This window comes from Actinomadura syzygii (genome assembly GCF_008085905.1).
Classification (GTDB): domain Bacteria; phylum Actinomycetota; class Actinomycetes; order Streptosporangiales; family Streptosporangiaceae; genus Spirillospora; species Spirillospora syzygii.
This window is the reverse complement of the sequence record NZ_VSFF01000003.1, coordinates 567,154-590,502: the sequence shown is the minus strand read 5'-3', so window position 1 is coordinate 590,502 and position 23,349 is coordinate 567,154. Positions and strand designations below refer to the sequence as shown.

Sequence of the window (23,349 nt, the reverse complement as noted above, 5' to 3'; positions counted from 1 at the left end):
TGACCGTTGCCGACAGTCCGGCTGACACCGGGCGACACCACGTGCGAGGAGAGCCGTTCCGTGACCATCCGAGTAGGCATCAACGGGTTCGGCCGGATCGGCCGCAACTTCTACCGGGCCGTGAAGGCGTCGGGGGCCGACATCGAGATCGTGGCGGTCAACGACCTGACCGACAACGCCACGCTCGCCCAGTTGCTGAAGTACGACAGCATCCTCGGCCGCTTCCCCGAAGAGGTGCGCGCCACCGAGAGCGAGATCGTGGTCGGCGGCAGGTCGATCAAGGCGTTCGAGGAGCGCGACCCCGCCAACCTGAAGTGGAGCGACGTCGGCGCCGACATCGTCGTCGAGTCCACCGGTTTCTTCACCGACGCCAAGAAGGCGAAGGTGCACGCCGACAACGGCGCGAAGAAGGTGATCATCTCCGCGCCGGCCAAGAACGAGGACCTCACCGTCGTCCTCGGCGTCAACGAGGACAAGTACGACCCGGCGAACCACACGGTGATCTCCAACGCGTCCTGCACCACGAACTGCCTGGCCCCGCTCGCGAAGGTGCTGCACGACAGCTTCGTCATCGAGAAGGGCCTGATGACGACGATCCACGCCTACACGCAGGACCAGAACCTCCAGGACGCCCCGCACAAGGACCTGCGCCGCGCCCGCGCCGCCGCGATCAACGTCGTGCCGACCTCGACCGGCGCCGCGAAGGCGATCGGCCTGGTGCTGCCCGAGCTGAACGGCAAGCTCGACGGGTACGCGCTGCGCGTCCCGGTGCCGACCGGCTCCGCCACCGACCTCACCGCCACGCTGTCCCGCGAGGTGACGGCCGAGGAGGTCAACGAGGCGTTCAAGGCCGCCGCCGAGGGGCCGCTCAAGGGCTACCTCACCTACACCGAGGACCCGATCGTCTCCAGCGACATCGTCACCGACCCGGCGTCCTGCATCTTCGACTCCGGGCTCACCAAGGTCATCGGCGACCAGGTGAAGGTCGTCGGCTGGTACGACAACGAGTGGGGCTACTCCAACCGGCTCGTCGACCTCGTCAAGCTCGTCGGCTCGCAGCTCTGACCGACCCTCGTCCCGCCGTGGCCGCGCCCGCGCGCCAGCACGCGCCGCGCGGCCACGGCGCGCCCGTGTACGGAAGGACACCGCATCCCGATGCGCACCATTGACGACCTCGACGTCGCCGGACGGCGCGTCCTCGTCCGCTCGGACCTGAACGTCCCGCTGGAGGACGGCAGCATCACCGACGACGGGCGGATCAGGGCCAGCCTCCCGACGATCGAGGCGCTCCGGACGCGCGGCGCCAAGGTCATCGTCTGCGCCCACCTCGGCCGCCCGAAGGGGCAGGTCAGGCCGGAGCTGTCGCTCGCACCCGTCGCTGCGCGGCTCGGCGAGCTGCTGCGCGCCGACGTGGCGTTCGCGACCGACGTCGTCGGCGACTCCGCCCGCGCCGTCGCCGCCGCGCTCCCGGACGGCGGCGTCGCGCTGCTGGAGAACCTGCGCTTCGAGCCCGGCGAGACCAGCAAGGACGACGCCGAGCGCGGCGCCCTCGCCGACCGCCTCGCCGACCTCGCCGACCTCTACGTCGGGGACGGGTTCGGCGCGGTGCACCGCAGGCACGCGTCCGTGTACGACGTGCCGCGGCGGCTCCCGCACGCGGCGGGCGGGCTGATCGCCGCCGAGGTCGAGGTGCTGAAACGGCTCACCGAGGACGTCGAGCGGCCCTACGCGGTCGCGCTCGGCGGGTCGAAGGTGTCCGACAAGCTCGGCGTGATCGACAGCCTGCTCGGCAAGGCCGACCGCATCCTGGTCGGCGGCGGCATGGTGTTCACGTTCCTGAAGGCGCAGGGCCACGAGGTCGGCGAGAGCCTCCTGGAGGAGGACCAGCTCGACACCGTCCGCGCCTACCTGCGGCGGGCCGAGGAGACGGGCGTCGAGTTCGTCCTGCCCGTCGACATCGTCGCGGCCACCGCGTTCAGCGCCGACGCCGACCACGGCGTCGTCGCCGCGGACGCGATCCCCGCCGACCGGCTCGGCCTCGACATCGGCCCCGAGTCCGGCAAGCTGTTCGCGGCGCGCCTCGCCGACGCGCGGACGATCTTCTGGAACGGCCCCATGGGCGTGTTCGAGATGGAGCCCTACGCGAACGGCACCCGCGCCGTCGCGCAGGGCCTGATCGACTCGGGCGCGTTCACCGTGGTCGGCGGCGGCGACTCGGCCGCGGCCGTCCGGCGGCTCGGCTTCGACGAGGCCGCCTTCTCGCACATCTCGACCGGCGGCGGCGCCAGCCTCGAATACCTCGAAGGCAAGACGCTGCCCGGCCTGCAGGCCCTGGAGGACTGACCGATGGCCCCCGCGACCCCTTCCCGCAAGCCGCTGATGGCCGGCAACTGGAAGATGAACAACAACCACCTCGAGGCGATCGCGCTCGTCCAGAAGATGGCGTTCGCGCTCAAGGAGGCCGACTACGACGCCGTCGACATCGCCGTGATCCCGCCGTTCACGGCGATCCGGTCGGTGCAGACGCTCGTGGACGCCGACCGCCTCGGCATCCAGTACGGCGCGCAGGACGTCTCCCAGCACGCGTCCGGCGCCTACACCGGCGAGATCTCCGCGTCGATGCTCGCCAAGCTGAAATGCTCGTACGCGGTCGTCGGGCACTCCGAGCGCCGCCAGTACCACGCCGAGACCGACGAGATCGTCAACGCCAAGGCGCGGGCCGCGCTGGCCGCCGACATCTCCCCGATCCTGTGCGTGGGGGAGGGGCTCGACGTCCGGAAGGCGGGCGGGCAGGTGGCCCACGTCCTCGCGCAGCTCGACGGCGGGCTGGCGAAGATCCCCGCCGACCAGGTGCGCCGCACGGTGATCGCCTACGAGCCGGTCTGGGCGATCGGCACCGGCGAGACCGCCACCCCGAAGGACGCCCAGGAGGTCTGCGCCGCGATCAGGACGCGGCTCGCCGAGCTGTACGACGGCGGATCGGCCGACGAGGTGCGTATCCTGTACGGCGGTTCGGTCAAGGGCGGGAACATCGCCGCGATCATGGCGCAGGACGACGTGGACGGCGCACTGGTCGGTGGTGCCAGCCTGGATCCGGGAGAATTCGTCAAGATCTGCCGGTACCGGGATCTCCCCGTCTGAGCAAAACTGATCAATTCCGCGTGAACTGGGGGTTCTTGCCGAACCAGCGGGCCATCCGTCGTACCCTTCGTAGCTGACGGGTAAACCGCCCGGCCAGACCCTCGGTCCTTACCTACGAGACAAGGCGCTGAAGAACCGTGATCATCGCAACGTCGATCGTGCTCATTCTCGCGAGCCTGCTGATGGTCGTCCTCGTCCTTATGCACAAGGGCAAGGGCGGGGGACTGTCCGACATGTTCGGCGGCGGCATCTCGTCGTCGCTCGGCGGGTCGTCGGTCGTGGAACGCAACCTCGACCGGCTGACGATCGGCGTCGGGGTGGTCTGGTTCGCCTCGATCGCCGTGCTCGCCCTGCTGTTCAAGCACAAGGGCGTCGGCTGAGCCACCCGTTCGACCAATGAAGCGAACGCCGCGCCGTCCCAGGAGGTCACGGGCGGCGGCGGAAGACAGACGAGGAGTACTCCGTGGGTAGTGGCAACGCGATTCGGGGCAGCCGTGTCGGGGCCGGTCCGATGGGAGAGGCGGAACGCGGTGACGCCGCCCCCCGCGTATGGGTGACCTTCTATTGCGCCAACCGGCACGAGACCCGCCCGAGCTTCGCGACGGACGTCGCCGTTCCCGAGACCTGGGACTGCCCGCGCTGCGGCTTCCCGGCCGGGCAGGACTCGGAGAACCCGCCGGCCCCGCCGAAGACCGAGCCGTACAAGACGCACCTCGCGTACGTGAAGGAGCGGCGCAGCGACGAGGACGGCGAGGCCATCCTGGAGGAGGCTCTCGCGAAGCTCCGCCAGAAGCGCGCCGCCGTCAAGAAGGCCCTGGAGTCCGCGGGGCGCTGACCGCCCGCGCGCGACCGACCGCATGGCCCGACCCCACGAGGGGGTTGGGCCATACGTGTTTCCGCGGCCACCCGCGTTCGCGCGCCAGCTAGGACTGGGACGTCCACAGTTCGGCGAGCGCCGCGTTCACGGCCTCGGGACGGTCCACGTGCGGATAGTGCGCGGTGCCGGGGACGCGTACGAGCCGCGCCCCGATCCGCTCGGCGGTGACCCGCGCGCACGCCATCAGCGGCTCCCCGCCGCGCTCCCGGTAGGGGGCGGGCGCCGTCTCCCACGTCCCGGACAGGACGAGCTTCGGCCACGTCCGGGCGGCCAGTTCCGCCACCGGGATAGGCGCCTCCCAGCAGACCCGCTCGCGCAGCGCCGTCCGGACGGCGCGCAGGCGGCGGGGCGTCGGGTCCAGCGGCGGCAGCCCGGCCGCGTCCGCCGCGGCCTTGAGGTAGACGTCGGCGGGCACGTCCGCGGGGACGTTCGCGATCGCCTCCCGGTTGGCGCGGAGCGCCGCGGCGACGACCGGGTCGTCCGCCGCCGCCTGGTAGCAGCCCGGTTCGATCAGCGCCAGCGACAGGACCGCCTCGGGACGCCGCGCCGCCGCGAGCATGGCGCCGACCGCGCCGTAGGAGTGGCCGACGAGGTGCGCGCCGTCGCCCATCAGCGCCGCGATGTCGGCGGTGTCGGCCTCGTAGTCGCCGGCGTACTCGGACGAGCCCGTCCCACCGCTGCCGCCGTGGCCGCGCCGGTCCATGGCGAGGACGCGGAACCGGTCCGCCAGCGGGCGCTGCGCCGCGAACCCGAGGACAGGGTCGTCGCCCCAGGCCGTCGAGCCGTGGACGAGGATCGCGGGCGGTCCCGTCCCGCCCGTCTCGTCCCAGACGGTCACGTGCACGTCTCCGGACATCTCCGCCTCCTTGAACATCGTTCAGCTTCCTTGAACAATGTATAAGAAAGTGAACGGCGTATGGCAAGGGGCTAGGGTGGGGGCGTGCCCACGCCTTCGCCTTCCGTCTGGCTGCGTCCCGAACGTCCGTCCCGCGACCGGCGGCTGAGCCGCGACCGGATCGTCGCCCGCGCGGTCGCCGTCCTCGACGCGGAGGGGGCGCGGGGCCTGTCCATGCGGCGGATCGCGTCCGACCTGGGTGTCACGGCGGGGTCGCTGTACTGGTACGTGACCACGAAGGACGAACTGCTCGAACTCGCGCTGGACCACGTCCTGGGCGAGGTCGCCGAGGACGGGGCGGCACCCGCCGACCGCTGGCGCGACGCGCTCGGCGGCCTGGCCCGGCGGCACCGCGCGATGCTGCTGCGCCACCCGTGGGTGCTGTCCGGCCTCGCTGGGCAGCCCAACCTCGGGCCGAACGCGCTCGCCCTCGCCGAGGCCGGGCTGACGATCCTGTCCCGGGCCGGGTTCGCGGACGGCGACCTGGACGCCGCCCTCGCCGTCGTCAACGACCACGTCGTCGGCGCGATGATGGCCGAGACCTCCTGGCGCGCCGCCCTCGACCGGACGGGCGGCGGCGCGGAGTGGCGCGATCAGGCCGCCGACCACCTGCGCCGGATCGCCGACGAGCATCCGCTGCTCGGCGCGCGGATGTCCGCCGCCGCCGGAGCGGAGATCGACGTCGACCGCGAGTGCGAGCGCCGGTTCGCGTTCGCGCTCGACTGCCTCCTCGACGGACTTGAGGCCCGCCGTCCGTCCCCGTGCGGGGATGCCTAATAACCTTCGAAGGACGGGACGCCGAAGCGTGCTTCGCACGCGGGAGCAGTCCGAACTTTCGACGTCGGGACGACGCGAACGCCGAACGTCCTATCGGTGACCGCCGCCTGACCGCCGCGGCGAACGGATGACGGGCCGGGGCGCTCAGACCGAACGAACGGCGGTTGACGGAGCGATGCGCAGCACGTCCCCCTAGCGTCCACGGCATGGACCGATGCGTCCGGCGCGGCCTCCGCGCAGGGGAAGAGCGGCCCGGTATGATGGCTCGCACGCGACTGGCGCAGTCAAGGTGGAGACGACCACCGGGGAGCGAGAGTAGTCCGCACACCGCGCGCCTGGGTGTACGGGCCCCCTTCGCCGGGGCGCCCGATCCCCGGCGCGAGCAGCGCGGAGGCTCCGATGCACGAACCAGCCGTCCCCCATCTGAAGGACCAGGACCCCGAGATCGCCGGGCTGGTCGAGGACGAGGCCCGCCGCCAGTACGAGAAGCTGCGGCTGATCGCCTCGGAGAACTACGTGTCGCAGGCCGTGCTGGAGGCCACCGGCACGGTGCTGACCAACAAGTACTCCGAGGGCTACGCCGGGAAGCGGTACTACGAGGGCCAGCAGAACGTCGACCCGATCGAGACGCTCGCCGTCGAGCGCGCGAAGGCGCTGTTCGGGGCCGAGCACGCGAACGTCCAGCCCTACTCGGGGTCGCCCGCGAACCTCGCCGTCTACATGGCGTTCCTGGAACCGGGCGACCCGGTGCTGGGCCTGTCGCTGCCGATGGGCGGGCACCTCACGCACGGCTGGTCGGTGTCGGCGACCGGGAAGTGGTTCCGGCCCGTCCGGTACGACGTGCGCGCCGACACCGGGCGGGTCGACATGGACCAGGTGCGCGACCTGGCGCTCAAGGAGCGCCCGAAGGTGATCTGGTGCGGCGGCACCGCCATCCCGCGCACGATCGACTTCCCCGCGTTCGCCGAGATCGCGCGGGAGGCGGGCGCGGTGCTCACCGCCGACGTCGCGCACATCGCGGGCCTGATCGCGGGCGGCGCGCACCCGTCCCCGGTCGGCCACGCGGACGTGATCACCACGACCACGCACAAGACGCTGCGCGGCCCGCGCGGCGCGATGATCCTGTCCACCGCCGAGCACGCCAAGGCGGTCGACAAGGCCGTGTTCCCGGGTCTGCAGGGCGGCCCGCACGACCACACGACGGCCGCGATCGCCGTCGCGCTGAAGGAGGCGGCGCGGCCCGAGTTCGCCTCGTACGCGCGGCAGATCGTCGCGAACGCGAAGGTGCTCGCCGCCGCGCTGGTGGACCGCGGCTACGACCTGATCTCCGGCGGCACCGACAACCACCTCATCCTGATCGACTTGACCAACAAGGGCGTCGCGGGCAAGCCCGCCGCGCAGGCGCTCGACCGGGCCGGGATCGAGCTGAACTACAACGCCGTCCCGTTCGACCCGCGCAAGCCGTTCGACCCGTCGGGGCTGCGGATCGGCACCGCCGCGATCACCACCCGCGGGCTGGACGAGGCGCGGATGCCGCAGGTCGCGGCGTGGATCGACGAGGTCGTGCAGGCCGCCGCCAAGCAGGACGAGGCGGTCGTCGAGCGGGTCGCCGGGCAGGTCCGCGAGCTGCTCGCGGGCTACCCGATGCCGGGCTGGGCGCCGACGCCCTGACCCGGGGCGGCTGCGGCCGGCCGCAGCACGGTGATCATTCGCCAGGCGCCGGGGTCGGTGAGGGGCACCGCGCCCTCACCGACCCCGAAGTCGCCGTATTGGGCGACGGCGTCCAGGCCGCCCGCGAGGCGGATCGCGGCGTCCAACTCGGTCGCCGTCCAGAACCGGTAGGGGACGACGTCGCGGATGACCCGCGTCCCGCCGTCCGCGGTGATCGTCACCGTGACGTGGTCGGCGGAGACCTGCGTGACGGGGTCGAGCCGGTCGCCCGGCTCGCCCCACCGCACGCCCGCGTGGACGCCGTCGCGCTCGACCGTCCAGCCGGCGCTGACGCTCGGGTCGTCGGTGAGCCGGTCGCGCGGGTGCGACATCTCGACGATGTAGAGGCCGCCGGGGGACAGGTGCGCCGCGACCCCGCGCAGGTGCGCGACCAGCGCGTCCAGCGTCATCAGGTGGGACGTCGAGTCCAGCATGGTCACGGCGAGGTCGAACCGGCGGCCGAGGTCGAGCCGCGTCATGTCGCCCTCGACGACGTCCACCGCGACGCCCTCGCGCGCCGCCTCGCGGGACGCGTACGCGCACATCCGCGGGTTCAGGTCGAGCGCGGTCGCGGCGACCCCCCGGCGGGCGAACTCGCGGGCGTGCTCGGCCGGTCCGGCGGCGAGCTCCAGCACCGTCGCCGGACCCGCCCCGGACGGCGCGGCGCGCCCGGCGTCGGTGGCGTGCCCGGCGTCCGTGGCGTGCCCGGCGTCCGTGGCGTGCTCGGCGTCCGTGGCGTGCCCGGCGTCCGTGGCGTGCCCGGCGTCCGTGGCGTGCCCGGCGTCCGTGGCGTGCTCGGCGTCCGTGGCGTGCTCGGCGTACCAGCCGAGCAGCGCGTCAACTTCGGCGGGCACGTCGCGGAACGCGCACGCCAGCTCGTACGCCCAGGGGTCGTCGTAGATGCCGCTCATCCGGGACATCCTGCCAGCGCGCGGGGCCGGTGGGACGCCGGTTCGGCCGGGTTACGCGACCGCCACCTCATCCTGCGCGCGGGGTTTCACATTCCGGACGGGGCTTGAGCCGCCCCGGCGGACCGCCTAGCGTGCGGTAAGTGATCGACCCCGTGAGCGGTGAGCGCGTCAACGATCGACCCCGGCCCGGTCCGGTCCCCGGCCCGTCCTCGGCGCGGCTCCCCCTGCTGCTCCCCGGCTCGCTCAGCGACGAGCAGCGCGCCGTGTACGAGGCGGTGACCGGCGGTCCGCGCACGTCGGCCGGGCCCCCGCCCTACGGCCTGGCCGACGAGTCCGGACGCCTCCTCGGCCCCTTCAACGCCATGCTGTACAGCCCGTCGGTGGGGCTGCCGCTGCAGGACCTCGGCGCCGCGCTGCGCTTCCGCACCGCGTTCACCAAGCGCGAACGGGAGATCGCGACGCTGGTCGTCGCCGCGCACGTCCGGTCCGACTACGAGTGGTACGCGCACGAGCGGATCGGCCGCCGGCACGGCCTCACCCAGGCCGAATTGGACGCGCTGCGCGAGGGCCGCGCACCGATGCTCGGCGACGTCCGCGAGCGCGTCGTGCACGAGGCGGCCCGGCAGCTCGCCGCCGAGGGCGACCTCGCCGACGCCGTGTTCACCGAGGCGGCGGCGACGCTCGGCCGCACCGCGCTCGTGGAGCTGGTCACGCTCGTCGGCTACTACAAGGCGCTGGCGGTGCAGCTCCGCGTGTTCCGGGTGGGCGTCCCGGACGGCGAGGCCCCGCCCGCGTGGCCACCGGTACCGGAGGACGGGCATGAGTGAGGTGCTTCGCACGGTGCGGCTCGCCCTGCACCCGGTGACGGCGGACGACCGCGCCGCGCTGCTCACGCACTGGACGGGCCCGCTCGTCCGGCGCCACCTGTTCGACGACCGGCTGATCTCCGCCGTCCAGGTCGCGGAGATCATCGACGCCAGCGAGCGGGACTTCGCCACCGAGGGCTACGGGCTGTGGGCGCTGCGCCCGGTCCGCTGGGACGGCGGGATCGACGCGGCCGCGCCGGGCGAGCCGCTGATCGGGGTCGCCGGGCTCAGCCATCACGACGGCCCCCTCGGCAACGGCGCCGACGTCGAGATCCTCTACAGCCTGGAACCGGACCGGTGGGGGCAGGGCCTCGCAGCCGAGGCGTCCCGCGCGGTGCTCGACTACGCGTTCGGGGTGGTCGGCGTGCACCGCGTCACCGCCGAGATCGACACGGCGAACCCGTCGTCGGCGGAGATCGCGCTGCAGCTCGGGATGCGCCGCAGGCCGGAGGGCCCGCGCGGCCCGGACGGCGCCGCCTACTACGCCGCCGAGCGCTCCCGCTGGATCGGGTCCCGCCGAATCGTCGACGCCGTTCCTTAGCGTCCGCCGCCCTGGAGGAGCGCCTGCACGTCCGCGTACGAGGGCACGGGACGGTCGGCGCCGTCGCCTTCGACGCCGAGCGCGGTGACCACGGCCGTCCGCAGCGCCGTCCGGAACAGCAGCGATCCCGTGCTGACCCGGTGCACGCCGAGCCGGGCCAGGCGCGCGTACTCCGTCCTGCCCGGGAGGAAGAGGACGTTCAGCGGCACCGGGGCCGCGTCCAGCACGGCGGTGATGTCGGCGTCGTCCGCGATGCCGGGGACGAAGACCCCGTCCGCGCCCGCCTCCGCGTAGGCGCGCGTCCGGCGCAGCGTCTCGCCGAGGTCGGGTTCGCCGAGCCAGAGCGTGTCGGTGCGGGCGTTGAGGAACACGTGCGGCGCGGCCCGCTTCACGGCGGCGATGACGGCGGTCTGGTGGTCGAGCGGGGCGAGCGTCCCGTCGGCGCGGCCGTCCTCCAGGTTGACCCCGGCGACGCCGAACGAGGCCAGTTCGGCGACGAGATCGGCGACGTCCGAAGGCCGGGTGGAGAACCCGCCCTCGATGTCGACGCTGACCGGCACCGGGAGCCGGGACAGGGCGCGGGCCAGCGCGACCGTCTCCGCCCGCGTGCGCCCGGCGGCGTCGGGCTTCCCGGCCGCCGCCGCGACCCCGAGGCTGGTCGTGCCGATCGCGGCGAACCCGGCGTCGGCCAGCGCGGCGCCGCTCGCGAAGTCCCAGGCGTTCGGCAGCAGCAGCGGACGATCACCGTGGTGCAGGTCGTGGAAGCTCATTGGTCGTCCCCCCTTTTTTTGGCGCGCTCACGACTCTAAGCGCGGTTCGTTTCGGCGCCGGACGAAGCGTCGACCGGGCCGCCGCGCCACGCGGGGAGCGGACGCGCGCCGACCGCCGTCTCGAACGCGGCGCGGGCGAGCAGGCGGGTGGAGTCGAGCGTGGGCAGCGGCGACTCTTCCGGGGCGACGAGCAGCGGGATCTCGGTGCAGACGAGTGCGACGGCGTCGCAGCCGCGTTCGGCGAGCCGCTTGATGACGCCGACGTACGCGCGCCGCGACTCGGCCGTGAAGATCCCGTTGACCAACTCGTCGAAGATGATCCGGTGGACGGTCTCCCGGTCGTCCGCGTCCGGGATCTCGGCGGCGATGCCGCGCGCGGCCAGCTCGCGGGGGTAGACCGGGCCGTCCATGGTGTATCTCGTGCCGAGGACGCCGACGCGGGCGCGGCCGTCGCGTGCGGCCTGGTCGGCGACGACCCGCGCGATGTGCAGGCCGGGCAGCGCCAGGTCGGGGCCGGGACGTTCGAGGGCCATGTGCGCGGTGTTGTCCGGGCAGGCGAAGAAGCCCGCGCCGGCCGCCGCGAGCCGCCGGACGCTCTCGGCGAGCGTCGTCCGGATCGCGTCGTGGTCGCCCGCGTCCCAGGCGGGCATGCTCCGGGCGAGCGCGATGAGGTCGAGCGTCACGTCCGGGTGGTCGTCGGGGCCGAGCTCGCGGAACCCCTCCCGGCAGAACGTCCGGAGGCACAGCGTGGCGCCCTCCATGCTGTGGGCGAGGATGCCGAGATGCTCCATGCCGAGTCCCCCTGTTCGGTGTGGCGAACATTCGTCCACTAGCATGAACAGCCGAGCGCCTGTTCGTCAAACCGAACTGCCGGACGTCTGGAGCGAACACATGGGGAACGCCGACCTGATCGGACGGATCGCCGCCGCCATCCGCCGGGAGCGGGAGCGCGCCGGGCTGTCGCAGACCGACCTCGCCCGGCGGGCCGGGCTCGCCAAGTCGACGCTGTCCCAGCTGGAGGCGGGCGGCGGCAACCCGAGCGTCGAGACCCTGTGGGCGCTCGGGACGGCGCTGGACGTCCCGTTCAGCCGCCTGGTCGAGCCGCCGCGGACCGCCGTCCGGGTGGTCCGCGCGGGGGAGGGCCCGGCCGCGCGCGCCGAGCGGGCCGACTACGCCGCCGCGCTGCTGGCGGCCTGCCCGCCGCACGCCCGCCGCGACCTGTACCGCGTGACCGCCGGGCCCGGCGAGCCCCGCGCCTCGGACCCGCACCCGCCGGGGACGGTCGAGCACGTCGTCCTCGCCTCGGGACGCGCCCGCGTCGGCCCGCCGGGCGAACCGGCGGAGCTGGCGCCGGGCGACTACGTGACCTACCCCGGCGACGCGCCCCACGTGTTCGAGGCGCTGGAGCCCGGGACGTCGGCGGTGTTCCTGATGGAGTACGTCTAGACGGTGCGGTAATGCGTGGTCAGGCGGCCGTCGTCGTCCAGGACGTGGAGCGCGAAGCCGGGCGGGGCCGCCTCGTCGGCCACGTCCCCGGCCTCGCCGGGCAGCCGCAGCGTGGACACGACGCCGGGCGCGACGAGCAGCGGACGCCCGGCGAACGTCGTGGCCGCAGCCGTGTGCGCGTGCCCGCACAGGAAGGCCACCACCCGCGGATGCCGCTCGATCAACGCCGCGAGCCGCTCCTCGCCGGACTGGCGGATCTCGTCCACGTAGGGAATGCCCACCGGCACCGGCGGGTGGTGGAAGCAGACGAACGCGGGCGCGTCGGGGTCGGCCGCTAGGCGCTCGTCGAGCCAGTCGAGGGTCTCGTCCGCGAGGAACCCGTCGGGCCGACCGGGGATCGTGGAGTCGCACATCGCGAACACCGTCCCCGCCACCGTGTGGGCGCGGTCTATCGGGTCGTCGGAAGCGGGCTCGCCGAGTAGGACCGTCCGGTACGGGCCCCGGGCGTCGTGGTTGCCGGGGCACGCCAGCACCCGGTGCCTGGACGCGAGCGCCTTCACGGCCTGCTCATACTCGGCGGGCTCGCCGTGGTCGGCGATGTCCCCGGTGACGAGGACGGCGTCGAGCGGCAGCCCGTCCAGGTGCGCCATGACCCGGGCGGCGCGCTCGGCCCGGTGGTCGCCGCCGTCGAGGTGCGTGTCGCTGATCTGCGCGAAAACAAGCATGCCCATGAATCTAGGCGGCGACCGGCCCATGAATAAGATCCAGTTCCATGCCGCAAGATTGGACCGGTTCGGGCGTCGACCTGCACCTGGACGTCGATCCGTCGCGCGGTCGCCGGGCGGGGCTCGAACACGCGCTCCGCGCGGCGATCGCGACCGGACGCCTCGCGCCCGGCGCCGCGCTGCCCTCGACCCGCGCTCTGTCCGCCGAGCTGGGACTTGCGCGCGGAACGGTCAGCGCCGCCTACGACCAGCTCGCGGCCGAGGGGTACCTCACGGCGACGCCCGGCTCGCGGACCCGTGTCGCCGAGACCGCCGGACCCGCCCCGGCGCCCGCCGCCGGACGGCTCGCGCCGCCCGCCGAACCCGCGCACGACCTGCTGCCCGGCCGCCCCGACCTCAGCGTGTTCCCGGCGGAGGCGTGGCTGCGCTCGACGCGGCGCGTCCTCGCCGCCGCGCCGCCGGAGGCGCACGCGCTCGGCGACCCGCGCGGCCGTCCCGAGCTGCGCGAGGCCCTCGCCGTGTACCTCGGACGCGCCCGCGGCGTCCACGCGACTCCGGACCGGATCGTCGTCACCTCCGGGTACGCGCAGTCGCTCGGCCTGCTCACCGGGGTCCTCGCCGAGGCCGGGACGGCGGCGGTCGCGATGGAGGAGCCCGGGCATCCCTTCCACCAGGAGATCGTCCGGCGGGCCGGGGCGGAGATCGTGCCGCTGCCGGTGGACGAGCACGGCGCGCTGCCCGGGGCGCTCGGCGGGGCGGGCGCGGCCGTCCTCACCCCGGCGCACCAGTACCCGTCCGGCGCGACCCTCGGCCCGGACCGCCGCCGCGCCTTCGCCGCATGGGCCCGGCGCACCGGCGGCGTGATCGTCGAGGACGACTTCGACGGCGAGTTCCGCTTCGACCGGCGGCCGGTCGGCGCGCTGCAGGGCACGGCGCCCGACCACGTCGTGTACGCGGGGACCACGTCGAAGACGCTCGCCCCCGCGATGCGCCTCGCCTGGACGGCGCTGCCCGCGCGGCTGGTCGAGCCGTTCGCCGAGGCGAAGCGCCTCGCGGACGCGCACACCCAGTCGCTCGCGCAGCTCGTCCTCGCCGACCTGATCCGCACGCACGCCTACGACCGGCACGTTCGGGCGTCCAGGCTCCGCTACCGGCGGCGCCGCGACCTGCTGGTCGAGACGCTGCGGGCGCGGGCGCCGCGGGTGCGGGTGCGCGGGGTCGCGGCCGGGCTGCACGCGCTCGTCCTGCTCCCGGACGGCGGCCCGTCCGAGGACGAGGTCATGGCGCGCGCCGCCGCCCTTCGCCTCGCGCTGATGCCGCTCCGCGGCCACTGGCAGGACCCGGACGGGCGGCCGCAGGGATTCGTCGTCGGGTACAGCACGCCGTCCAGGGCCGCGTACCGTCCCGCGCTAGCCGCGCTCTGCGCCGCCCTCGACCCGTGACGCCATGACCACGAGCGTGGTGTAGGCCATGGTGAAGCCGCCGCCGAGCCGGTCGATGGCCTGCCCGGTGAGTTCGGCGACCTCGGCCAGCCGGTCCGGCGCGAGGCGGGTGAAGACGCCGGCCGTGGGGAGCTGGTCGAGCCACTCGTCGCGGGTGTAGGGGCGCGTCCATTCGTGCGGCCACTCGTCGAGGGGGCCGAACGCGCCCGCCGCGCGGACGCCGTCCGCGACCTTGCCGATCAGCGCCGGATAGGTCTCCTCGATCGGCCGCTTCATCGCCGTGACGTCGACCGGGATGTCCGGGACGACCCGGCGGACGGCCTCGGCGAGCGCGTCCACGATCTCCGGCGGCGGCCGGGGCGCGTTCCAGAACGCGGCCAGCACGCCGCCGGGACGCAGCACCCGCGCCGCCTTGGCCGCGCCCGCGACCGGGTCGACCCAGTGCCACGCCTGGCCGGAGACGACGCCGTCGAACGTCCGGCCCGCCGGGTCCCAGTCCTCGATCGTCGCGACCTCGACGTCGGTGCCGAGCCGCCGCGCGAGTTCGGCCATCCGGGCGTCCGGCTCGACGCCGAGCACCGTGCGGCCCGCGGCCTGGAACCGCCGGGCGGCGATGCCGGTGCCGCAGCCGACGTCGAGGAGCTCCGGGCCGGGGCAGGCGGCGGCGATCCGCTCGATCACGGCGTCCGGGTAGCTGGGGCGGGCGCGGTCGTAGCGCTCGGCGTCCGTGCCGAACGACTCCGCCATCCGCCGGTCGCGGTGCAGCTGGGGATCAGAGGGAGGGCCTGGCTCCGGCGCTATAGTGGGCATGCGCCCACCATAGTGGGCAAGTGCCCACTCGTCCATCGGGAACGAAGGAGACACAGACGGTGCCGACCGGGGTGGCCCTGCGCGACGTGCGGGAGCAACTGTTCGACGCCGCCGACCGCATCCTGCTCAGGGACGGTCCGAGCGGCCTCACCAGCCGGGCGGTGACCACGGAGGCGGGGTGCGCCAAGGGCGTCCTGCACCGGCACTTCGAGGACTTCGACGCCTTCCTCGCCGAGTTCGTCCTCGACCGCGTCGACCGGATGGACGCCGCGGCCGCCGCGCTCCGCGCCGCCGCCGGGACGGGCACCGTCACCGGCAACCTCGCGGACGCCCTGTCGGCCCTGTTCGGGTCGGTCGCCGTCGCGATCGTCGCGCTCGTCACGTTCCGGGACGCGCTGCGCGTCCGGCTGCGCCGCGCCTGGCCCGCGGGCGTCCCCGTGCTGACCGAGGCCGCGGTCATGGTCGAGGGCTACCTCGCCGCCGAGCGCGACCTCGGCCGGATCGCGGCCGGCGCCGACGTCGAGACCCTCGCCCCGACGCTCATCGGCGCCGGCCACCTGCTGTTCGCCGACCGCGCCGCCGGACCACCGGACGCCGCCGCCGTCCAGCGGATGGTGACCACGGTGATGGCGGGCGTCCTCCGGTAGGCGGGGTCCACCGTCAGCCGCGGCTTTGGAAGCGGGCGCCGACCACCGCGCCCGCGATCGCGCAGACGATCGGGACGGCGACGAAGGCGGCCAGCAGGACGCCGGTGCCGTCGACGTCCAGGGTGCGGTCCAGGACGAAGGTGAAGAACGCGCCGACCGTCTCCGTCAGCAGGAAGCCCGCCGCTCCGCCGACCAGGAATCCGACCATGGCGCCCGAGATGCTCATGCCGCCCAGGTTCGCCGCGCGGACCGCCGGACCGCGTCCGCCCGGGGCGGTCATTCCGCGATACGCCGCCGGTCGCGGGCGGGCGGGGCGGCTACCGCTCCGGTCGTATCCAGCCGGGGCTGACCATGCCCGACTCGTAGGCGAGGATGACGAGCTGCGCGCGGTCACGCACGTCCAGCTTGGACATGATGCGGCTGACGTGCGTCTTCGCCGTCGCCGGGCTCAGCACGAGGTGCGCCGCGATCTCGTCGTTGGTCAGCCCCGTCGCGACGAGCTGCATCACCTCGCGCTCGCGGGCGGTGAGCGAGCGCAGCCGCGGTCCCGGCCGCGGCGCCTGGACGCGCCCGGCGAACTCCCCGATCAGCCGCCGGGTGACGGACGGCGTGATCAGCGCGTCCCCGCGCGCCGCGACCCGCACGGCGTGGATCAGCTCGGCGGGCTCGGTGTCCTTGAGCAGGAACCCGGTCGCCCCGGCGCGCAGCGCGCCGTAGACGTACTCGTCCAGGTCGAAGGTGGTGAGGATGACGACGCGGACGCCGTCGAGCCGCGGGTCGCCGGTGATCCGGCGGGCCGCCTCCAGGCCGTCCATGCCGGGCATCCGGACGTCGAGCAGCGCCACGTCGGGGCGCAGCTCCCGGCACGCCGCGAGGGCCTCCTCGCCGTTCGCGGCCTCGCCGGTGACGGTGATGTCGTCCTCGTCGTCCAGGATGGAGCGGAAGCCCGCGCGGACGAGCCGCTGGTCGTCGGCCAGCAGAACCTCGATCATGGTGGTCCGTCCCGGTAGGGGAGCCGCGCCCGGACGACGAACCCGCCGTCGGGCCCCGGCCCCGCGGTCAGCTCGCCGCCGAGGGCGCGGGCGCGCTCGCGCATCCCGTCCACGCCGCTGCCCGGCCCCGCCGGGACGGCGGTCGCGCCCCGGCCGTCGTCGGCGACCTCGACGAGCAGGCCGCCCGGACCGTCCGCGACGCTGACGACGACCTGCGCCGCCCGCGCGTGCCGCGACACGTTCGTCAGCGACTCCTGGACGATCCGGTACGCCGCCAGCCCGACCTCGGTCGGCGGGTCGGCCGCGCCGTCCAGCCGGGCGCGGACGGTGAGTCCCGCCGCCCGCGCCGCGCCGACGAGGTCATCGATCCGGTCCAGGCCGGGGGCCGGGGCGGTCGGGGCCTCCTCGTCGGCCTGCCGCAGCACGCCGAGCGTCGCGCGCAGGTCGCGCAGCGCGTCCCGGCTCGACTCCTTGATCGCGGCGAGCGCGGTCTCGCCCTGCGCCGGGTCCCGGTGGTAGCGGTGCAGTGCCGTGCCCGCCTGGACGTTGATCAGCGACAGGTGGTGCCCGACCACGTCGTGCAGCTCGCGGGCGATGCGCAGCCGCTCCTCGCCCGCCGCGCGCCGCTCGGCCTCCCGCAGGTAGGCGAGCCTGCTGTGCCGGACCCAGCCGAGCGCGACCATCGCCACCACCCAGCCGGTCAGCATGAACAGCGCGACCTCGTTGACCTTGTCGTTGCCGACCAGCGTCCCGAAGCCGGTGAAGAGCACGGTCAGCGCGGCGAGGGCGAGCGCGGCGCGCAGGTGCCCCTCGGCGGCGACCAGGTACAGCGCCGTGATCAGCGCGACCATCAGCCCGCCGTCGTAGGCGCTCATGAGGTAGAAGACGACGGTCAGCACCAGGACGGCGAAGCCGACCGGCACGGGGCGGCGGCGTCCGAAGTAGAGCGCGCCGCAGGCGGCGGCGATCATCGCCCAGGCCAGCGCGGTGACCGCCCACGGCTCCCTTCGGGCGCCGATCAGCGAGTCGGCGCTGCTGAGGGCCACGATGGCGAACACGCCGCCGGCGACCGCCGCGTCCCGTGCGCGGCCGCGCGGAGCGCTCGGGAACCGGCGACCACCCATGCGGCCAGCGTAGACGGCGTCCGGGCCGGAATGATCGGCCGTGCGGCCGAGGGGCGGCCCGCCGGACCGCGACCGGAGGCGTAGCCCGACGCGCCGCACCCGCAACCCGGGTCGTAGGCCGGTCAGCCCTCGTAGGTGTGGACGAACCGGCCGAGCAGGCGGGCGAACTCGGCGCGCTCGGCGTCCGTCCAGTCGGCCATGGCCTGGGCGAAGTGCTCCTGGCGGGTGCGGCGGGTGGCGTCCACGACCGCCCGGCCCGCGTCGGTCAGCTCCAGGTGGATGCGGCGCCCGTCCTCCTGGGACGCGACCCGGCGGACGTACCCGGACTTGACGGCCTCCGCGACGATGCGGCTGCCGCGCGAGGCGTCGACGCCGAGCCGGGCGGCGACGAGCCCGACGCTCATCTCCTGGCCGGGACGGTCGGGGCCCTCGTCGACGACGTCCACGACGTGCAGGACCTGGACGTCCACGGGCAGGTTGTGGTCCCGGACGGCGGCCTTCCCGAGCCGCTGCCGCGCCATCCCGCGGCGGAGCCTGACCATGCTCCGCTCGACGGCGTCCAGTGCCTCGTCGCTCATGGCCGCAAGTCTAGCCAGGTTGCGCACCTCATCTAAATGTGTCTAGCATCTCCATGCTCTAAGCATATAACTGTGAGGTGCACATGAATTCCGCGACCGTCGCCGGAGCCGCCGCATCGATGAGCCGCCGGGACCGGCTGCTGGTGTTCGGCGGGCTGATGCTCGCCGGGCTGATGTCGTCCCTGGACGCGACGGTGCTCGGCACCGCGCTCCCGGCGATCGTCGGCGACCTCGGCGGGCTCGACCGGCTCGCCTGGGTGTCCACCGCGTACGTGCTGGCGACCAGCGTCACCGTCCCGCTGTCGGGACGGCTGGGCGACCTGTTCGGACGCCGTCCCGTCCTGCTCACCGGTCTCGTCGGGTTCATGGCCGCGTCGGCGGCGTGCGGGGCCGCGCCGTCCATGAACTGGCTGATCGCGCTGCGGGTCGTGCAGGGCGCGGCGGCCGGGTGCCTGATGAGCTCGATGTTCGCGCTGACCGGCGACCTGTTCGAACCGCGCGAGCGGGCGAAGTACCAGGGGTACTCGGCGCTGGTCTTCGCGGTGTCGAGCGTCGCCGGACCGCTGATCGGCGGGTTCCTCACCGACCACGCGTCCTGGCGCTGGGCCTTCTACGTCAACCTGCCGCTCGGCCTCGCCGCCACCGCCGCGACCGCGCTCCTGCTGCGGCTGCCGAGGCCGGAGCGCGAGCCGCGGATCGACTACCGCGGGATCGTGCTGCTCGGCGCGGCGGTCACCTGCTTCACGCTGTTCACGAGCTGGGCCGGGACGCGGTACCCGTGGGGCTCGCCGGTCGTGCTCGGGCTGGCGGCCGGATCCGCCGTCCTGTTCGCGGCATGGGTTCTGGCGGAGCGGACGGCGGCCGAGCCCGTCATCCCGCCGCGCCTGTTCCGCGACCGGTCGTTCGCCGTCGCCTGCGTCGTCGCGGCCGTCGGCGGCGCCACCGGATTCGGGCTCGCGACCTACCTGCCGATGTTCTTCCAGGTCGTCGGGGGAGCCGGGGCGACGCGCTCCGGCCTGCTCGTACTGCCGATGATGATCGGGCTCCTCGCCTCCTCGATGGGCGCCGGACGCCGCATCGCCCGGACCGGCCGCTACCACCGGCTTCCGGCAGCAAGCATGGCGGTCAGCGGGCTCGGCGTCGCGCTGCTCGCCACCATGGACGCCCATACCGGGCTGCTCGTCGCGGGCTGCTACATGGCCGTCCTCGGGTTCGGGGCCGGGCTGTCGCAGCAGGTCGTCGTGCTGATCGCGCAGAACGCGGCGCCGCCCCGCGACCTCGGCGCGGCCAGTTCGGGGGTGTTCGCGACGCGGATGCTCGGCACGGCCGCCGGGATGGCGGTGTTCGGCGCGATCGTGTCCAGCCGGTTCACCGCCGAGATCGGGCAGCGCGTCCCGGACGGCCGCGTCCCCGCGTTCGACGACGCCGTCCGGCCCGGCGCGCTCGACGCCCTGCCCGGCCCGGTGCGGGACGGCGTCGCCGAAGCGTTCGCCGCCGCCTTCACCGACCTGTTCCTGGCCGCCCTGCCGCTGCTCGCCGCGGGCCTGGCCGCCGCGCTGCTGCTGCGGCACGTCCCGCTTGCACCCCGCGGACCCGGCGGCCCGCGCGACTAGGTGTCGAGGGCGGCGTCGTGGACGAGCAGCGCGACCTGCACCCGGTTGTTCAGTTCGAGCTTCGTCAGCAGGCGCGACACGTACGCCTTCACCGTCGCGACGCTGAGCGACAGCTCCCGGCCGATCTCACTGTTCGTCCGGCCCTGCCCGACCAGCGCCGCCACGGCCCGCTCGCCCTCGCTCAACCGGCCGAGCATTTCCCGGGCGCGGGCCTGCCGCGGGTCCGCGCCCGCGTCCGCGACGTAGGACATCATCCGGCGCAGCACCGCGGGCGACATCATCGGCTCGCCCGCCGCGACCTGCCGGATCGCCTGGACGATCTCCGGCGGCGGCGTGTGCTTCAGCAGGAACCCGCTCGCCCCCGCCCGCATCGCGCGGACGATGTGGTCGTCGCTGTCGAACGTCGTCAGGATGATGATCTCGGGCGGGTCGCGGCGGGCGCGCAGCAGCTCGGTCGCCGCGAGCCCGTCCAGCCTCGGCATCCGGACGTCCATCAGCACCACGTCGGGACGGTGCAGGTTGACGGCGGACACGACCTCCGCGCCGTCGGCGACGTCGGCCACCACGTCGAGGTCGTCGGCGTTCGCCAGCATCATCGACAGGCCGGCCCGGACGAGCGCGTCGTCGTCCACGATCAGGACGCGGATGGCAGCGGAGTCCATCCCGTCACCCTATGGCTTCGGAACGGCCCGGCCCGCCCGCTACGGGCGGCGCAGGCGGCGGCCGCTGACCTCGTGCGCGGCCAGCCGGAACCAGGCGTCGCGCTCGCCGCCCGGCCACGGCCGGACCTGCGCCACGTGCGGGATCTCGTCGTCGGTCAGCGGATGCGCGCCGCCGCGTACGAGCACGCTCCACCCCTCGTGGGTCGCGCGGTCGAACTGGTCGACCTGGAACGCGGCCCGGACCTCGCCGCCGGTCACGAGCGGGTGCAGGCTGCGGTTCAGGCGTCCGGCGGCCGAGGTGCGGAAGATCACGGCGTCGCCGTCGACGGCGTGGTTCACCGGGACGACCGTCGGCCCCTCGCCGTCGTCGAACGCGACCCGTCCGACGTCCGCGGCGGAGACCAGCCGGAGGCATTCAGCGCGGTCCAGTTCTTCGAGCAGTGGCTGGTCAGCGGAGTTCGGTGCCATGGGGGAGACCCTTCCCGGCATCCCCGCCGGCATGCGGGCCGCCGAGCGGCAGCCGGGCCCGCAGCCGGAACCGCCCGTCGCCGGTGCGGCCGTGCTCCAGCGTCCCGCCGAGCAGCGCGACCCGCTCGGCGAGGCCGACGAGCCCCGCGCCCGCGCCGGGCAGCGGCCGGGCGGGCGGTCCCGGCGGCAGCGCGTTGACGATCTCGATGTCGAGGTCGGCCCCGGCGCCCAGCGTGACGCGGACGCGCGCCCCCGGCGCGTGCTTGCGGGCGTTGGTCAGCCCCTCCTGGACGATCCGGTAGGCGTGCCGCCCGACCCGCGCCGGGACGCGCCCCGGATCGGGGACGCGGTCGTCCAGCGTGACGCGCCCGCCCGCGCGCTCCGACTCGGCGACCAGGCCGGACACGTCCGCGAGCGTCGGCTGCGGGCGCTCCGGACCGGCGGCGCGCGGCGAGTCGTCCCGCAGCACGCCGATGACCTCGCGCAGGTCCTCCATGGCCTCGTAGGCGCTCCGCCGGATGATCCCGGCGGCCTCGCGCTGCTCGGGCGGCGAGTCCTGGCGGAACTCCAGCGCGCCCGCGTGCACGGCCAGCAGGGAGATGCGGTGCGCGAGGACGTCGTGCATCTCCCGCGCGATCCGCTCCCGCTCCAGCAGCCGCGCCTCCTCGACCCTGAGCTGCTGCTCGGTCTCGGCGGCGCGGGCCCGCTCGCGCAGCGACTCCACCAGCATCCGCCGCGACCGCACCAGCATCCCCGCCGTGACGAGCACCGCGTACATCAGGGCGAAGACGACGACGCCCTCGCGGAAGTCGCGCGCCGACAGCGGCGCGATCCAGAACTCCAGGGCGACCACGCCCATGGTCGCGGCGCCGATCGGCAGGCTCGTCCGCCACGGCCGCAGGACGGCGACCGAGAACACCGCCGCCGCCGCGGTGCCGAGCACCGTCGACGCGGTGAGCTGCGCGAACATCATCGCGATCGCGAGCGCGACCGGGTACCGGCGGCGGAACAGCAGGACGGTGGTCCAGCTCACGACGCCGATCGCCAGGTCCCGCGGGACCGAGAGGTCCTGGCCGTCCTGCAGGTCCTCCAGCGACGCCTGGAGCATGAGCAGGCCGAGCACGACGGCGCCCGCGGTGACGCCCGCGTCGCCGAGCCGGTCGCGCCACGCCCGCCTGAGTTCCACGCGCTCCACGCTATCGGCGGGTCCGCGTGCCGGCAGTGGCCGCAGGTCGGCGGCCCGTCGACTTTGGTATCGGCCGCGCGCGGCGGGGACCCGCCGGGACGCGATTAATTTCTACAGGTATTATTCGTAGAAAATGCGGGAGGAGCGCGCCGTGACCTATGTGATCGCCGAGCCGTGCGTGGACGTCAAGGACCGTGCCTGCGTCGACGAATGCCCCGTCGACTGCATCTACGAGGGCGCGCGGTCCCTCTACATCCATCCGGACGAGTGCGTCGACTGCGGCGCCTGCGAGCCCGTCTGCCCGGTCGAGGCCATCTACTACGAGGACGACGTCCCCGACCAGTGGAAGGCGTACACGGCGGCCAACGCCGAGTTCTTCGACGACCTCGGCTCGCCCGGCGGCGCCGCCAAGCTCGGCGCCGTCGACCGCGACCATCCGCTGATCGCGGCGCTGCCCCCGGCGGGGGAGGCGTGACCGGCACCGCGCCGCAGCCGGACCGGCCCCGGCGGCGCGAGGTCCTGGAGGCGCTCCGCGCGGCGGACGGGCCGCTCGGCGTCGCCGACGTCGCGCGGCGGCTCGGCGTCCACGCCAACACCGCGCGCTTCCACCTGGACGCCCTCGCCGCCGAGGGCGCGGTCGAGCGGAGCGTCGAGGAGCCGTCCGGGCGCGGACGCCCGCGCACCGTGTACGCGCCGCGGCCCGGCATGGACCGGGGCGGCGCCCGCGGCTACCGGCTGCTCGCCCAGATCCTGCTCAGCAGGCTCGCGTCCGGCGGCCCCGGTGCCCGCGCGGACGCCACCCGCGCCGGCCGCGAATGGGGCCGCTACCTCGTCGACCGTCCGCCGCCGTTCCAGCCGACGAGCGAGGCCGACGCCACCGGACGGCTCACCGCCCTGCTCGACGACCTCGACTTCGACCCGAAGCCCGCCGACGACGTGATCAGGCTCCGGCACTGCCCGTTCCTCGAACTGGCGGAGGAGTACGGACCGCTCGTCTGCGACGTCCACCTCGGCCTGATGCAGGGCGCGCTGGAGGAGCTGGACGCGCCGCTGTCCGCCGACCGGCTGGAGCCCTTCGCCGAACCCGGCGCCTGCGTCGCCCACCTGCGGCGCACCCCTCGATGATCCCCGAAAGCCGAGATCCCGGAAGCCGAGATCCCCGGATGCC

The 23,349-nt window shown here is 74.4% G+C and carries 28 protein-coding genes and 1 riboswitch; of the genes, 15 read left to right on the top strand and 13 right to left on the bottom strand.

Annotated features, from left to right (window positions below):
- Positions 1 to 60 precede the first annotated feature (60 nt).
- From gap to FXF65_RS09940, 5 genes are all read left to right on the top strand, one after another.
- The gene (gene gap, locus FXF65_RS09960) at positions 61 to 1,065 is read left to right on the top strand and encodes a type I glyceraldehyde-3-phosphate dehydrogenase (RefSeq protein ID WP_148349397.1); all 1,005 of its coding nucleotides are present in this window, start codon (positions 61 to 63) and stop codon (positions 1,063 to 1,065) included.
- Positions 1,066 to 1,155: 90 nt separating this feature from the next.
- The gene (locus FXF65_RS44475; protein ID WP_148349396.1) at positions 1,156 to 2,343 is read left to right on the top strand and encodes a phosphoglycerate kinase; all 1,188 of its coding nucleotides are present in this window, start codon (positions 1,156 to 1,158) and stop codon (positions 2,341 to 2,343) included.
- 3 nt (positions 2,344 to 2,346) lie between these two features.
- Complete coding sequence (gene tpiA / locus FXF65_RS44470; RefSeq protein WP_148349395.1) at positions 2,347 to 3,141, top strand: triose-phosphate isomerase; 795 nt, start codon at positions 2,347 to 2,349, stop codon at positions 3,139 to 3,141.
- 137 nt (positions 3,142 to 3,278) lie between these two features.
- Entirely contained in the window at positions 3,279 to 3,521 is a 243-nt protein-coding gene (secG, locus tag FXF65_RS09945) for a preprotein translocase subunit SecG (RefSeq protein WP_148349394.1), read from the top strand.
- Between the two features lie 83 nt (positions 3,522 to 3,604).
- On the top strand, positions 3,605 to 3,976 hold the full coding sequence (locus FXF65_RS09940; protein ID WP_083980437.1) for an RNA polymerase-binding protein RbpA: 372 nt from the start codon (positions 3,605 to 3,607) through the stop codon (positions 3,974 to 3,976).
- An 88-nt stretch (positions 3,977 to 4,064) separates the two neighbouring features.
- On the opposite strand, the gene FXF65_RS09935 is transcribed toward FXF65_RS09940, so the two are convergent.
- Positions 4,065 to 4,874 (bottom strand): alpha/beta fold hydrolase, encoded by an 810-nt coding sequence (locus FXF65_RS09935; protein WP_148349393.1) that lies wholly within the window; start codon positions 4,872 to 4,874, stop codon positions 4,065 to 4,067.
- Positions 4,875 to 4,958: 84 nt separating this feature from the next.
- On the opposite strand from FXF65_RS09935, the gene FXF65_RS09930 reads away from it, so the two are divergent.
- Positions 4,959 to 5,690: a TetR/AcrR family transcriptional regulator gene (locus tag FXF65_RS09930; RefSeq protein WP_148349392.1), complete on the top strand. Its 732-nt coding sequence runs from the start codon at positions 4,959 to 4,961 to the stop codon at positions 5,688 to 5,690.
- A 261-nt stretch (positions 5,691 to 5,951) separates the two neighbouring features.
- Positions 5,952 to 6,038, top strand: a riboswitch (ZMP/ZTP riboswitch).
- A gap of 51 nt (positions 6,039 to 6,089) precedes the next feature.
- Entirely contained in the window at positions 6,090 to 7,361 is a 1,272-nt protein-coding gene (locus FXF65_RS09925) for a serine hydroxymethyltransferase (RefSeq protein WP_148349391.1), read from the top strand.
- On the opposite strand, the gene FXF65_RS09920 is transcribed toward FXF65_RS09925, so the two are convergent.
- Entirely contained in the window at positions 7,328 to 8,311 is a 984-nt protein-coding gene (locus FXF65_RS09920) for a class I SAM-dependent methyltransferase (protein WP_187412190.1), read from the bottom strand. The two genes, FXF65_RS09925 and FXF65_RS09920, sit on opposite strands and share 34 nt — an antisense overlap.
- Positions 8,312 to 8,451: 140 nt before the next feature.
- On the opposite strand from FXF65_RS09920, the gene FXF65_RS09905 reads away from it, so the two are divergent.
- Positions 8,452 to 9,138 (top strand): carboxymuconolactone decarboxylase family protein, encoded by a 687-nt coding sequence (locus FXF65_RS09905; protein ID WP_246198456.1) that lies wholly within the window; start codon positions 8,452 to 8,454, stop codon positions 9,136 to 9,138.
- Complete coding sequence (locus FXF65_RS09900) at positions 9,131 to 9,718, top strand: GNAT family N-acetyltransferase (protein WP_148349390.1); 588 nt, start codon at positions 9,131 to 9,133, stop codon at positions 9,716 to 9,718. The genes FXF65_RS09905 and FXF65_RS09900 overlap by 8 nt, the downstream gene beginning before the upstream one ends.
- On the opposite strand, the gene FXF65_RS09895 is transcribed toward FXF65_RS09900, so the two are convergent.
- Positions 9,715 to 10,488 carry an isocitrate lyase/PEP mutase family protein gene (locus FXF65_RS09895; protein ID WP_148349389.1) on the bottom strand — a complete coding sequence of 258 codons (774 nt, stop codon included), beginning with the start codon at positions 10,486 to 10,488 and terminating at the stop codon, positions 9,715 to 9,717. The two genes, FXF65_RS09900 and FXF65_RS09895, sit on opposite strands and share 4 nt — an antisense overlap.
- A gap of 35 nt (positions 10,489 to 10,523) precedes the next feature.
- Positions 10,524 to 11,279, bottom strand: coding sequence for an aspartate/glutamate racemase family protein (locus FXF65_RS09890; protein ID WP_148349388.1), 756 nt, complete (start codon positions 11,277 to 11,279; stop codon positions 10,524 to 10,526).
- Positions 11,280 to 11,379: 100 nt separating this feature from the next.
- Here FXF65_RS09890 and FXF65_RS09885 point away from each other — a divergent pair, with 100 nt between their 5' ends.
- Positions 11,380 to 11,934: a helix-turn-helix domain-containing protein gene (locus tag FXF65_RS09885; protein ID WP_187412189.1), complete on the top strand. Its 555-nt coding sequence runs from the start codon at positions 11,380 to 11,382 to the stop codon at positions 11,932 to 11,934.
- Here FXF65_RS09885 and FXF65_RS09880 read toward each other — a convergent pair.
- Positions 11,931 to 12,659, bottom strand: a complete 729-nt coding sequence (locus FXF65_RS09880; protein WP_148349386.1) for a metallophosphoesterase — start codon at positions 12,657 to 12,659, stop codon at positions 11,931 to 11,933. The two genes, FXF65_RS09885 and FXF65_RS09880, sit on opposite strands and share 4 nt — an antisense overlap.
- A 47-nt stretch (positions 12,660 to 12,706) precedes the next feature.
- On the opposite strand from FXF65_RS09880, the gene pdxR reads away from it, so the two are divergent.
- Entirely contained in the window at positions 12,707 to 14,101 is a 1,395-nt protein-coding gene (gene pdxR, locus FXF65_RS09875; RefSeq protein WP_148349385.1) for a MocR-like pyridoxine biosynthesis transcription factor PdxR, read from the top strand.
- Here pdxR and FXF65_RS09870 read toward each other — a convergent pair.
- Complete coding sequence (locus FXF65_RS09870; RefSeq protein ID WP_148349384.1) at positions 14,069 to 14,911, bottom strand: class I SAM-dependent methyltransferase; 843 nt, start codon at positions 14,909 to 14,911, stop codon at positions 14,069 to 14,071. The genes pdxR and FXF65_RS09870 overlap by 33 nt on opposite strands.
- A gap of 59 nt (positions 14,912 to 14,970) precedes the next feature.
- Here FXF65_RS09870 and FXF65_RS09865 point away from each other — a divergent pair, with 59 nt between their 5' ends.
- On the top strand, positions 14,971 to 15,558 hold the full coding sequence (locus FXF65_RS09865) for a TetR/AcrR family transcriptional regulator (RefSeq protein WP_148349383.1): 588 nt from the start codon (positions 14,971 to 14,973) through the stop codon (positions 15,556 to 15,558).
- Positions 15,559 to 15,571: 13 nt separating this feature from the next.
- On the opposite strand, the gene FXF65_RS09860 is transcribed toward FXF65_RS09865, so the two are convergent.
- The 4 genes from FXF65_RS09860 to FXF65_RS09845 all read right to left on the bottom strand — a co-directional run bounded on the left by FXF65_RS09860 (position 15,572) and on the right by FXF65_RS09845 (position 18,252).
- Complete coding sequence (locus tag FXF65_RS09860; RefSeq protein WP_148349382.1) at positions 15,572 to 15,784, bottom strand: hypothetical protein; 213 nt, start codon at positions 15,782 to 15,784, stop codon at positions 15,572 to 15,574.
- Between the two features lie 91 nt (positions 15,785 to 15,875).
- Complete coding sequence (locus FXF65_RS09855) at positions 15,876 to 16,550, bottom strand: response regulator transcription factor (RefSeq protein WP_148349381.1); 675 nt, start codon at positions 16,548 to 16,550, stop codon at positions 15,876 to 15,878.
- Positions 16,547 to 17,674: a sensor histidine kinase gene (locus FXF65_RS09850; RefSeq protein ID WP_148349380.1), complete on the bottom strand. Its 1,128-nt coding sequence runs from the start codon at positions 17,672 to 17,674 to the stop codon at positions 16,547 to 16,549. The genes FXF65_RS09855 and FXF65_RS09850 overlap by 4 nt, the downstream gene beginning before the upstream one ends.
- Before the next feature lie 122 nt (positions 17,675 to 17,796).
- Entirely contained in the window at positions 17,797 to 18,252 is a 456-nt protein-coding gene (locus FXF65_RS09845; RefSeq protein WP_148349379.1) for a MarR family winged helix-turn-helix transcriptional regulator, read from the bottom strand.
- 83 nt (positions 18,253 to 18,335) lie between these two features.
- On the opposite strand from FXF65_RS09845, the gene FXF65_RS09840 reads away from it, so the two are divergent.
- Entirely contained in the window at positions 18,336 to 19,865 is a 1,530-nt protein-coding gene (locus FXF65_RS09840; RefSeq protein ID WP_148349378.1) for an MDR family MFS transporter, read from the top strand.
- On the opposite strand, the gene FXF65_RS09835 is transcribed toward FXF65_RS09840, so the two are convergent.
- Genes FXF65_RS09835 through FXF65_RS09825 form a run of 3 tightly spaced genes read right to left on the bottom strand, consistent with a single transcriptional unit; the run spans position 19,862 to position 22,181 of the window.
- Positions 19,862 to 20,527: a response regulator transcription factor gene (locus tag FXF65_RS09835; protein WP_148349377.1), complete on the bottom strand. Its 666-nt coding sequence runs from the start codon at positions 20,525 to 20,527 to the stop codon at positions 19,862 to 19,864. The two genes, FXF65_RS09840 and FXF65_RS09835, sit on opposite strands and share 4 nt — an antisense overlap.
- A 39-nt stretch (positions 20,528 to 20,566) precedes the next feature.
- A complete protein-coding gene (locus tag FXF65_RS09830) occupies positions 20,567 to 20,995 on the bottom strand; it encodes a pyridoxamine 5'-phosphate oxidase family protein (protein WP_148349376.1) in 429 nt (142 codons plus the stop codon).
- Positions 20,976 to 22,181: a sensor histidine kinase gene (locus tag FXF65_RS09825; RefSeq protein ID WP_222868456.1), complete on the bottom strand. Its 1,206-nt coding sequence runs from the start codon at positions 22,179 to 22,181 to the stop codon at positions 20,976 to 20,978. Before FXF65_RS09825 ends, FXF65_RS09830 begins: the two co-directional genes overlap by 20 nt.
- Positions 22,182 to 22,332: 151 nt before the next feature.
- On the opposite strand from FXF65_RS09825, the gene fdxA reads away from it, so the two are divergent.
- On the top strand, positions 22,333 to 22,656 hold the full coding sequence (gene fdxA / locus FXF65_RS44460; protein WP_222868455.1) for a ferredoxin: 324 nt from the start codon (positions 22,333 to 22,335) through the stop codon (positions 22,654 to 22,656).
- Complete coding sequence (locus FXF65_RS09820) at positions 22,653 to 23,306, top strand: helix-turn-helix transcriptional regulator (protein ID WP_222868454.1); 654 nt, start codon at positions 22,653 to 22,655, stop codon at positions 23,304 to 23,306. The genes fdxA and FXF65_RS09820 overlap by 4 nt, the downstream gene beginning before the upstream one ends.
- The last annotated feature ends 43 nt before the right edge of the window (positions 23,307 to 23,349 follow it).